12 protein-coding genes and 1 pseudogene are annotated in these 11,015 nt (G+C 50.8%); 8 read left to right on the forward strand and 5 right to left on the reverse strand.

All coding sequences use genetic code 11. The features are described 5' to 3' along the window. Nucleotides 1–225 precede the first annotated feature (225 nt). Nucleotides 226–489 (forward strand): ureidoglycolate lyase, encoded by a 264-nt coding sequence (locus QWJ10_RS23195; RefSeq protein ID WP_354669633.1) that lies wholly within the window; start codon nt 226–228, stop codon nt 487–489. A 196-nt stretch (nt 490–685) separates the two neighbouring features. Then, nucleotides 686–943 (forward strand): annotated as a pseudogene (locus tag QWJ10_RS16805) (hypothetical protein); the annotation flags it as partial. A gap of 5 nt (nt 944–948) precedes the next feature. On the opposite strand, the gene rarD reads toward QWJ10_RS16805, so the two are convergent. The 3 genes from rarD to QWJ10_RS16820 all read right to left on the reverse strand — a co-directional run bounded on the left by rarD (nt 949) and on the right by QWJ10_RS16820 (nt 3,477). Beyond that, nucleotides 949–1,854, reverse strand: coding sequence for an EamA family transporter RarD (gene rarD, locus QWJ10_RS16810; protein WP_289928163.1), 906 nt, complete (start codon nt 1,852–1,854; stop codon nt 949–951). Beyond that, on the reverse strand, nt 1,851–2,708 hold the full coding sequence (locus QWJ10_RS16815) for a carboxylate/amino acid/amine transporter (protein WP_019365532.1): 858 nt from the start codon (nt 2,706–2,708) through the stop codon (nt 1,851–1,853). Before QWJ10_RS16815 ends, rarD begins: the two co-directional genes overlap by 4 nt. A gap of 160 nt (nt 2,709–2,868) precedes the next feature. Further along, nucleotides 2,869–3,477 (reverse strand): FMN-dependent NADH-azoreductase, encoded by a 609-nt coding sequence (locus tag QWJ10_RS16820; protein ID WP_074826758.1) that lies wholly within the window; start codon nt 3,475–3,477, stop codon nt 2,869–2,871. Between the two features lie 154 nt (nt 3,478–3,631). Between QWJ10_RS16820 and QWJ10_RS16825 the strand changes: the two genes are divergently transcribed. From QWJ10_RS16825 to QWJ10_RS16835, 3 genes are all read left to right on the forward strand, one after another. Next, nucleotides 3,632–4,531, forward strand: coding sequence for a LysR family transcriptional regulator (locus tag QWJ10_RS16825; RefSeq protein WP_010798469.1), 900 nt, complete (start codon nt 3,632–3,634; stop codon nt 4,529–4,531). Nucleotides 4,532–4,594: 63 nt separating this feature from the next. Beyond that, nucleotides 4,595–5,146, forward strand: a complete 552-nt coding sequence (locus QWJ10_RS16830; RefSeq protein WP_019365529.1) for a peptidylprolyl isomerase A — start codon at nt 4,595–4,597, stop codon at nt 5,144–5,146. A gap of 121 nt (nt 5,147–5,267) precedes the next feature. Next, the gene (locus QWJ10_RS16835) at nt 5,268–7,103 is read left to right on the forward strand and encodes an ABC transporter ATP-binding protein (RefSeq protein ID WP_125888462.1); all 1,836 of its coding nucleotides are present in this window, start codon (nt 5,268–5,270) and stop codon (nt 7,101–7,103) included. 2 nt (nt 7,104–7,105) lie between these two features. On the opposite strand, the gene QWJ10_RS16840 is transcribed toward QWJ10_RS16835, so the two are convergent. Continuing rightward, nucleotides 7,106–7,741 (reverse strand): hypothetical protein, encoded by a 636-nt coding sequence (locus tag QWJ10_RS16840; RefSeq protein WP_289928174.1) that lies wholly within the window; start codon nt 7,739–7,741, stop codon nt 7,106–7,108. A gap of 356 nt (nt 7,742–8,097) precedes the next feature. On the opposite strand from QWJ10_RS16840, the gene queD reads away from it, so the two are divergent. From queD to QWJ10_RS16855, 3 genes are all read left to right on the forward strand, one after another. Further along, nucleotides 8,098–8,454 carry a 6-carboxytetrahydropterin synthase QueD gene (gene queD, locus QWJ10_RS16845; protein ID WP_125888464.1) on the forward strand — a complete coding sequence of 119 codons (357 nt, stop codon included), beginning with the start codon at nt 8,098–8,100 and terminating at the stop codon, nt 8,452–8,454. Between the two features lie 84 nt (nt 8,455–8,538). Further along, nucleotides 8,539–10,008 carry an inorganic phosphate transporter gene (locus tag QWJ10_RS16850; protein ID WP_289928182.1) on the forward strand — a complete coding sequence of 490 codons (1,470 nt, stop codon included), beginning with the start codon at nt 8,539–8,541 and terminating at the stop codon, nt 10,006–10,008. A gap of 167 nt (nt 10,009–10,175) precedes the next feature. Further along, entirely contained in the window at nt 10,176–10,391 is a 216-nt protein-coding gene (locus QWJ10_RS16855) for a hypothetical protein (protein WP_289928187.1), read from the forward strand. Nucleotides 10,392–10,440: 49 nt separating this feature from the next. On the opposite strand, the gene QWJ10_RS16860 is transcribed toward QWJ10_RS16855, so the two are convergent. Continuing rightward, nucleotides 10,441–10,689, reverse strand: a complete 249-nt coding sequence (locus QWJ10_RS16860; RefSeq protein WP_019365524.1) for a hypothetical protein — start codon at nt 10,687–10,689, stop codon at nt 10,441–10,443. Nucleotides 10,690–11,015: the final 326 nt, after the last annotated feature.

Genomic DNA, 11,015 nt, shown 5'->3' on the forward strand with positions numbered 1-11,015 from the left:
GACTGCCTACTGCCCGGTACATGGTGCGCTCCATTGCTGTTTACCTATGCCAACAATGCGCCAGATCGGTATCCACACAGTACAACGCCGGAGCGATATCGGCACTTGGAGAGCCGTGCGCAGTGTGCAGCACATGGGTTGTTAATCGCCCCATGACCAGCCTCTTGAAATGGCATTGAATCAGGCAATGCGTGATGAGCCAGAGCAAACTAGGAAGCCAGCCGTTTGTCCCGCTCAGACAAGCCTTTTCTGATCGTAGTCACGTCCGCGGGTGATACGCCTGGTCCTGACCCTATCAGGACCTTCCTTACCAACGAAGAGCAAGGCATCAATTATCACCAAGGAGTCTTGCATTACCCTATGCGAGCACTCTCGGATATCGAAGACTTTCCAATTGTTGACCAAAGCGGCACAGCCAATCGACAATCCGCGACTGGCCGTCATCAGGTCCACATACCGCTTGGTTATACTGATAGCTTTGGCCAGTGATCGCGACATGCAAAAACTCAGATGGATGCTGTTTGGCTCAGGGCTGACCCTGGTAGTGCTGGGCCTCTTCCTGTGGTTTGACAATGAGCAGATGTCTCCATTGATACAATCCACTCACACGCCCCCACCTGTCAAAAATCCAGGCAGCCTTTACGCCACGGTACAATCGCAACAGATGCCACTCACCGCTACAGGTGATTTCGCTCAGGTCGAAGGCATCATTCACGAACGCTGTACGGTCTGTCATTCCAGTCAACCCACCAGCCCCTTGTTTAGTGAGGCACCGGCTGCGGTTCTATTGGATACGCCTGATCAGATCCGGCAAATGGCCCCGCGAATCAAGCAGCAAGCCATAGATTCTAATGCCATGCCTTTAGGCAATGTCACGCAGATGACCCAGTCCGAGCGAGACCTCATAGGACGCTGGATTTCAACGCTTAATGGCGGCCGCTGAAGCTATCAGACATTTTCCAGCCCTCGACGCAACTGCTTCTTAAGCAAACGGGCGCTGTCCAAGCAAACAAGCAGCACGGCAACCCAGATCGGCCCGTAGGTCCAGAGCTGGGAAGAAACGAATGCTTCATCCAGCAAGAGGATTGCGACAAACACAAGCAAGGCCGGCTCGATATAGCTAAGGATACCAAACAGCCCCATTGGCAACAGTCGGCTTGCAGCCATCATGGCGCCGAAGGCCACCGCGCTCAACAAGCCAAGCCCTGGCAGAAGGATCCACAAGCTCGGCTCCACCTGTAGAGCCGAGGCAGGACTAAAGAAATAGAGCAGCACGATAGCCAAAGGCGCCATGCACAGCATTTCTAAAATAAAGCCGGACAGCGCATCGATTTTCATCCAGCGCCGCAACATGAAATAAGGTGGATACCCCAGAGCCGATACCAGCGTAACCCATGAAAACGCCCCGGTAGCCCACCACTCATGAATGACGCCGATCAAGGCGAAGACTACAGCGACCCGATATAACGGTCTCATCTCTTCGCCGTAAAACATGCGACCGACTATGACCATCACCAGAGGCAACAGGAAATAGCCCAGTGTTATATCCAGGGTATGCCCTGTCATCGTTGCCCAGACAAATACCCCCCATTGCGATCCAACCAGTAAGGTGCTGCCTATCAGAGCCAAAATCAGCCGAGGCTCACAAAGCAATCGAGCAAGCGCCTGTCGCAGCATAGCGCCCTGTCGTGTCAGTACCAGAAGCAGCAATACCATGGGAATCGACCAGAGAATGCGTTGCGTCAGCACCTGAACACCGTCCAGTGGCTCCAGATAATTGAAGTACACCGGCATCACAGCGAACAGTACGGAAGAAAGCACCGACAGCGCCATACCCCGGCCAGATAGAATCATGCGAATGCCCTGCGTCCCAAACGATTGATCATCAAAGAGGCCACGATAACCCCACCACCTAATAGCAACCGAACAAGATCCACATCTCGATTCCAGATAAGGATATTCACGATTAGACCGGCAGGTACATGCAGTTCGTTCAAAATTGCCAGTGTTCCGCCGTTGACCCGGGTTGAGCCGATCGTCCACCAGTACATGCCCAGCGCCGTGGCAAACAGTCCCATCCAGATCAGTACGCCCCACTGTACGGCTGTTTGGGGCATACGCTCCAGGTTGCCAAACAATAGAAATGACGGCAGCGCAATCAGTAAGGCGCCTAGGAAAAAGTATCCAAAACGGTGATACAGCGGGATATCCGAGGGATGACGCTGTACCAGGTACTTACACAATACCTGTCCTGCCGCGAAGGTCAGATTGGCCAGCTGCAACAACAGAAATCCTGACAGATACTCACCTTCGAGCCGCTCCAAGCGAATCACGACGGCCCCTAGAACCGCCACCACAGCGGCGACCAATGACCACGGATTGAAGCGGCGACACACCACATCATCCAAAAGCGTCACATAAATAGGCGTCAGTACGGTAAAAAGGAGTACTTCCGGCACCGTTAGAACTGCAAAGCTTCGGTATAGGCACAGGTATGTAATGCCGAATTGAAAGGCACCCGCCACCATCAAGCCTGCAATGAAGCGCGGAGCAACACCTCGCCACCGAGTAAACGGCAGAAACACAGCGGCGGCCAGCAATACTCTGATCAATACAGCAAAATCACTGTCGACCTTACCGGCCAGGTATTCCCCTATCAAGCTGAAGGAAAACGCCCAAAGTACAGTGACAGACAACAGATACGGCATAACGACCACTCAGCAAAAGGTGCGCGACAGTACCGCGCTTTTTAGCATCAGAAAAGTCTTCACCTCTTGATACCGAATCCACGAGACACCAGGAATAACCAATGCCCAGACGAAAAAAAGCCTCCCGAAGGAGGCTCAATCCAAAGGTAAACGCCTGAACTTAGAGTGCTTCGGCCAATTGAGCCTTCGCCAGTTCCAGTCCCTTGGCCATTGCTTCTGGCCCCATCGCAACGCCCTCCACATGGATAAACGTCACGTCAGTAATGCCAATGAAGCCCAGCACCTGCCGCAGGTAAGGCTCCTGATGATCAAAGGTATTTGCAGGGCTTCCGGTGTAAACACCACCACGCGCCGTCAGAATATATGCGCGCTTGCCTTCAAGAAGCCCTTGGGGCCCCTGCTCAGTGTACTTGAACGTCACACCTGCACGTAGTACATGATCCAGCCAGGCCTTCAGGGTACTAGGGATAGCAAAGTTGTACATGGGTGCGGCCAGTACGAGAACATCGGCTGCCAACAGCTCTTGGGTCAGCTCGTTCGAACGTGCAAGAGCTGCTTTTTGTGCCTCGGAATGTGTCTCGGCTGGGCTCATCCAACCTGCCAGAAGGTTTTCATCCAGGTGAGGAATAACATCAACGGCAACATCCCGTACCGAGATTTTGTCTTCTGGATGTTTATGCTGCCACGCTTCGATGAACTCAGCGGTAATCTGACGAGAAATCGAACCCTCTTTACGAGCACTGCTTTCAATCACGAGAACCTGAGACATTATGCTGGCGTCCTTTGTAATGGGAGAATGAGCACAGCTTAATAACAATTAAGTTGATATAAAAACGGAATTTATAGCTAATACCGATCAACTTTATTGATATAACAGTGTCTTATCATGGCGTTTACGCTGCCCGATTCGCTAAGGAATAGGTATGAAGGCTCCTCGAGTTACGCTAGACCAATGGCGCACCTTACAGTCAGTGGTTGACCACGGCGGTTTTGCACAAGCTGCCGAGGTACTACATCGCTCTCAGTCATCCATCAGTTATACCGTCGCGCGCATGCAGGAGCAGCTAGGCGTTCCGCTGTTACGCATCGAGGGACGCAAGGCAGTACTAACAGAAGCCGGAGACGTCTTGCTAAGGCGCTCACGCCAACTGGTTAAACAGGCCAGCCAGCTGGAAGAGCTTGCCCACCATATGGAGCAAGGCTGGGAAGCAGAGGTACGCCTGGTAGTCGATGCAGCCTACCCTACTTCCCGTTTGGTCAGCGCACTGACCGAATTCATGCCACAAAGCCGTGGATGCCGGGTTCGCCTGAGGGAAGAGGTACTGTCTGGTGTAGAGGAAGCCTTACTTGAAGGCATGGCCGATCTTGCTATCAGCGGTCTGAATATTGCAGCTCACCTAGGCGCAGGCTTGGGTACAGTCGAATTCGTCGCAGTCGCCCATCCAGATCATCATCTGCATCGACTGCAGCGTGAGCTGACGTTTCAGGACCTTGAGGCTCAGATGCAGATTGTCATACGAGATTCCGGTCGCACCCAACCACGAGACGCTGGCTGGCTGGGCGCGGAACAGCGCTGGACCGTCGGGAGCCTTGCTACAGCCGCCACTTTTGTCCGCAATGGGCTGGGGTTCGCCTGGCTACCTCGTCATTCTATCGAGCGCGAAATCAATGAAGGTACGCTAAAACCTCTTTCGCTGAGCCAAGGAGGTAACCGCTTCCATCCTTTTTATATGTATCAGAGTCGAGAGCGCCCGCTCGGTCCTGCCTCTCAGATACTGGTTGAACTGATCAAGAAACAAGGTACAGGGCATGGCCAGTCTTGATAAGTGCCATGCAAACCGCGCTACGCTCATACATAACCAACCCTAAACCCAAAAGGAGCGCTTATGCTCAAAGCTTTCTTTACTGCCGCCACGCTTGTACTGGCTTCTTCTGCCTGGGCTGCTGAAAATCCTCATGTCGTGCTGACCACCAACCAGGGCGAAATCGAACTGGAACTGGATGCACAAAAAGCGCCTGTCAGCGTACAGAATTTTCTTTCTTACGTAGATTCAGGTTTTTACAAAGGCACCATCTTCCATCGCGTCATTCCAGGCTTCATGATCCAGGGCGGCGGATTTACTCAGGACATGCAGCAGAAAGACACACAAGCCCCTATTCGCAACGAAGCGGACAATGGACTTAAAAACACACGCGGTACCGTATCCATGGCACGCACCGCAGCGGTCAATTCGGCAACCAGCCAGTTTTTCATCAACGTCTCAGACAATGCCTTTCTTGATCATGGCCAGCGGGATTTTGGTTATGCCGTCTTCGCAAAAGTTACTCGCGGCATGGACGTAGTCGATAAGATCGCCGGTGTCTCGACTGTTAACAAAGGCATGTTCCAGAACGTTCCACGCGAACCGATTTTGATCCTCGCGGCCAAAAGATCATAAGCCTGCTTCCGATTAAAGTGTGACTGCTTATTCTGCTGACAGGCAGTCACATGCCTCTGAGGATCAGGCTTAAGACAGCGCGGCTTCCTGCCGCATACACTGAACGGCAACGAGAGCGCATATGGTTTTTCGCCTGTTTGAAACTATTATTGATCCCTTCAAGCCTGCCTCCGACGAAACACCTCCCAGCAACGTAATGCGGTTCTATATCCACTACCTTAAACAGGCCTGGCCTGCTTTTCTCTTTCTATTGGTAGTGGGCCTGGTAGGTTCCCTTATCGAGGTCGCACTCTTCAGCTTCCTGGGCCGAATCGTCGACTTGGCACAGAGTTCTGCTAACAGCACGGTTTTTTTTCAGGAGCATGGCTATGAACTAGTCTGGATGGCAGTCGTTACACTCTTGTTGCGTCCACTTTTTATCAGCCTGCATGACCTGCTGGTCCATCAAACCATTACTCCTAGCCTGACTACACTGATTCGTTGGCAAAATCATCGCTATGTCTTGAAGCAGAGCCTCAGCTTCTTCCATAACGATTTTGCAGGTCGTATTGCCAACCGTATTATGCAAACCGGAGCCTCGCTACGGGACTCCGCTGTCCAGGCAGTGGATGCCATCTGGCATGTACTTATCTACGCCGGCAGCGCCCTGGTTCTTTTTGCCCAGGCTGACGTCTGGCTTATGGCTCCCCTGATTATTTGGATCATCGCGTACATCCTTACCCTCTGGTACTTCGTACCCAAGACCAAGGAGCGATCCGTCATCTCGTCCGAAGCACGCTCAAAACTGTCCGGACGGATTGTTGATGGCTACACAAACATCATGACGCTCAAACTCTTTGCTCATACTCGGCAAGAGGAAGACTACGCTCATGAAGCCATGGCAGAACAAACAGAAAAAGCTCGCTATGCGTCACGTCTGATTACCGCTATGGGTGTCACTATTTCCCTGTTGAACGGCTTCCTGATCGCCGGAACGACGGGACTTGCCCTGTGGCTTTGGCATAAAGGCCTTATCTCAATCGGAGCGATCGCTCTTTCTACAGGACTTGTCATCCGTATCAACAACATGTCCGGCTGGATCATGTGGGTAGTCAATGGCATCTTCGAAAACATCGGTATGGTTCAGGATGGCTTGGATACTATTTCCTGCCCCCGCACCGTCATTGATCAAAGCAATGCTAAACCACTTGAGATTGAGCGAGGCGGAATCCGCTTTCAAGAGATTGCCTTTCACTATGGCAAAACCCGTGGCGTTATCGAAAACCTTAATCTGGACGTAAAGCCCGGAGAGAAAATAGGCCTTGTCGGACCCTCTGGCGCAGGGAAATCCACGCTCGTTAACGTCCTGCTTCGCCTATATGACTTGGAAAAAGGGCAAATCTTGATTGATGGCCAGGATATTGCTCACGTCACTCAGGAAAGCCTTCGCAGCAACATAGGTGTTGTAACTCAAGACACATCACTACTGCATCGCTCGATTCGCGAGAACCTGACGTATGGCCGACCCAATGCAACAGACGAAGAAATTCAAGCAGCCGTACATAAGGCTAGAGCAGATGAATTCATTCCATTACTGACTGATGCCCAAGGACGAGCCGGGCTCGATGCGCAAGTAGGCGAGCGTGGGGTCAAGTTGTCCGGCGGGCAACGCCAGCGTATTGCGATTGCACGCACCCTACTCAAGGACGCGCCTATTCTTCTGCTGGATGAAGCAACATCAGCACTGGACTCAGAGGTCGAGGCTGCCATTCAGGAAAGTCTCGAAACGCTTATGAAAGGCAAGACTGTGATAGCCATCGCTCACCGTCTCTCTACCATCGCACGTATGGACCGACTTGTTGTGATGGATAAAGGCCAGATCGTTGAAACTGGCTCCCATGAAGAATTGATTACTCAAGGAGGGTTATACGCCCGTCTATGGCATCACCAGACGGGCGGATTCGTAGGAGAAAGCTGAGGCTATTTCAAAAGAGCTGTTTGGCAATATTGGTCAAGCAGCTTTTTTTGGTTTTCAATATCCAAGCCAGGATAGAAACCCTGAATCTTCTGAAAACCACCAAACCACCATTGCTTTTCAGTCACGCACTCATAAACAGGGCATTGCTCGCTACGGGCGGCACAGTCCTGGTAGTACGTAAGCATTTGGCTTTTGTCAGCGCTGCCTTGAAAACTTCCCTTGCGGTCCCTCAAGGAAAAGAAGTCAATAAAGGCAGGACCGCTGTAATGTCTGACCTGCACTTCAAGCGCGGATGGGTAGAAAATCACCAGCAATACGTTAAAAAGCAGCCACATGATCAGCGCTGTAACGGGTACAGGCAGTCGTGCGCGATAACGTCCTCCCGCCTTTATGAAAGCAGCAGTGACTGCAGTTGTAAGTGCCAAGGCGAACAATAACGATGTCAGGCCATTGATAACATACCCACGTGTACCCGCCTCCAGTCCATTGGGTAGCGATACTGAGTCATAACCAATATGAATCAGCTCCCATCCGAGCTGATTACCAAGTACAGCGAGCATTACCAGCACTGCAGCAATTCCAATAAGCACCCAAAAAGTGAGCTTGGTTGGCGATTCCGTTGATACGTTCTTTGCCACGGGACCCCTCATACATGATTAAAGCCGCGAGCCTGCCTTGCTTGCTATCACAGCGCAACGACTTTCAGCGAGCAATGAATGCCCACAATTGTTAATCATAAAAAAATGCCTGATTAGAAACCGCTTTTGCGTTAACCAACAGCAGCTTCACACGTTGCTTCGCCCTCTGTTCACACCTCTACAGCCCCCTCGTATTCGTCTAACATGAATCATGTGATCTTCAGGTACACCTTACCGATAAGCGCAGTCAGTCGGCGAAGTGGGATATAAAACATGAGAAGTCGAAAAAATTATGACGAAACTGTTAAACTCCGCGCCCATCAGAACCGCATGTCGCGGTAGTTCGAGCTGATCACGTGGAAATTTTTAAAGAATTCACCTTCGAAGCAGCCCATTTCCTACCTAATGTTCCAGAAGGACATAAGTGTGGGCGCTTACATGGGCACTCCTTCAAAGTAGCCATCTATCTTGAAGGGCCGGTTGATCCCCACACAGGATGGCTGCGGGATTTTGCTGATATCAAAGCGATCTTCAAGCCTATCTATGAGAGACTCGATCACTACTATCTGAACGATATTCAGGGTTTAGAGAACCCGACCAGTGAAAATCTGGCAGTCTGGATTTGGCGTGAACTGAAACCACAGTTACCCGAACTCTCTCGGGTCCGTGTTCACGAGACCTGCACAAGCGGCTGCGAATACCGCGGCGACTGAATATTACCCATTTATTACACAAAGGGTCAGTTGTCTGGCTGCTTTCTGACATAATTGCTGCCTTTCAACTGTCGATGAAACGATATGTTCGATCTCTTCAGCGGGCTAGATGTCTGGGTAGGCATTAGTCTGGTTCTTGCCTTGGCTTTCGTGCTGACATTTGAATTCATTAACGGTTTTCATGACACCGCAAATGCTGTCGCAACCGTCATTTACACCAAGGCAATGCCGCCTCATTTAGCGGTTATGTTCTCAGGTATATTCAATTTCCTGGGCGTTCTGTTTGGTGGTGTTGGTGTTGCCTATGCCATTGTTCACCTCTTGCCAGTCGATCTACTCATTAATGTGAACACAGGTCATGGCCTCGCGATGGTCTTTTCGCTTTTGGCTGCTGCCATTACCTGGAACCTAGGCACTTGGTATTTCGGTATACCAGCTTCTAGCTCTCACACTCTGATTGGCTCAATTTTGGGTGTTGGCCTTACTAACTCCCTTATCACAGGTATCCCCTTAAGCGAGGGCGTTAACTGGCAAAAGGTAATTGATATCGGCCTTTCGCTTATTGCCTCTCCAATAGCGGGTTTTGTACTGGCAGGCGCTATTCTTATAGGTCTAAAGCGCTGGCGCCCCCGTTCCAAAATGCATAAGACACCTGAGCAACGTCGCGAAATAGACTCAAAAAAGCATCCACCTTTCTGGAACCGTTTGATGCTAGTCATCTCGGCCATGGGTATGAGCTTCGTGCACGGCTCCAATGACGGCCAAAAAGGGATTGGCCTCATCATGCTGGTACTCATAGGCATCGTGCCAGGTAAGTTCGTCTTGGATCTGACTAGCACCACCTATCAGATTGAGCGCACCCGTGATGCGGCTATTCACTTGGGTCAGTTCTACGAGCGTCAATCGAGTGTTCTGAAGGAGTACTTGGATTACACAACTGGCAATCGGGATCTTCCTGAAGAGTTCAGCTGTGAAACCAGGCTTACAATTCCTACACTTAATGCGTTGTTAAGCAATCTGAATGGTGTGACCGACTATCACGCTATGACCGTGGATCAGCGGACCCAAGTACGCCGCTATTTGCTTTGCCTGGACGATTCCGCAAAGAAAATTAGCAAGCTTCCCGTTCTGGAAGGCCGCGATGTTGAAGACCTGAACAGGCTGCGTAAAGACCTTACCAGCACAACAGAATATGCTCCGTACTGGGTGATCATCGCAGTAGCATTGGCTCTAGGGATCGGAACCATGGTCGGTTGGAAGCGAGTGGTACTGACAGTAGGTGAAAAGATAGGCCGGCAAGGAATGACGTATGCACAAGGTGTCAGCGCGCAGTTTACTGCCGTAATCGCTATCGGCGCCGCGAACATTTATAGTCTGCCCGTATCCACTACACATGTTCTATCTTCTGGTGTAGCAGGCACAATGATCGCCAACCGCAGCGGTCTGCAAGGCGGTACGGTACGTAATATCCTATTAGCTTGGGTATTAACTCTACCCGCCTCGATGCTGCTTTCAGCTGCCCTTTTCTGGTTGTCCAACCAGTTTATCGGGTAAGATCTTAGCTTGGTAGCTAACTAGCTATGATTGCTAGTTAGCTACTTGCCTCAGGCGACTACTCGTCGAATTCCTGTAGAAGTTCTAAACATCTCTTGCTTTAGCGAGTCTGTATAGGTATAGCCCCTTTAAGGGATATCAATACGCTTGAGCAGTATGGTGACGCCATGAGCCCAGCAGCCTATATAGTATTATTGATTATCGGATGGCTCGCATTAGCCGGTACGATGTTATGGGCAATGCTTAGAATAAGCCGATCCCCACGGCATCATAGACATTCGCACCCTGAAACAGACAAGCCGGTTACAGTAAAGCCTACTGGCTCAGAACCTCCGCAGCATCTTTTAAACCTATCTCATAAGGCTCGTTCCTTCCACGCCTGAGCGGCTAATAAAAACCGACCTATTAAGGTCGGTTTTATTCATCTCTTCGCTATATCGAGCTGACCAACAAGGGCACTACTTCCGTACTGCTTTCGAACTCTCGTTCAATCATCTTTTTCAAAGTCAATAACGAATCCTGAGACGCTGGCTTTTCAAAAAGTTTTACGTGAGAAGTGATAAGGCCATTTAGCCAAGCGGCTAATTGCTCAGCAATTGTCTCCTTAGCGTCACCTTTAACTTGAAAGGCAAAGCCAGGAACTTCTCCAATAACAAAACCAGAACCAATAGCAGCAAACATAAATCCACCTCACTCAATGCTTGTATCTAGTTGAGTGAGCAAGCGAGAGGGAGTTCGTGACTGTTTATCGGGAAAGAGCTTTTTTGCTGAAAAGAAGAGGCCTAACCTCAGTAACCAGGCGGAGAGACAGGCGGCAGCAAATAAGCAGCTCTTGTAGGCCACGCAGGAAAGAGCAGCCTATCTCTTTTATTTTCTGCCGCACAAAGCAAAACCCCCGGGCGGTTAGGCCTGGGGGTTTTGGGTATAGGTGCTTGACGATGACCTACTCTCACATGGGGAAACCCCACACTACCATCGGCGATGCATCGTTTCACTTCTGAGTTCGG

This window comes from Pseudomonas sp. WAC2 (assembly GCF_030403525.1).
Taxonomy (GTDB): domain Bacteria; phylum Pseudomonadota; class Gammaproteobacteria; order Pseudomonadales; family Pseudomonadaceae; genus Chryseomonas; species Chryseomonas luteola.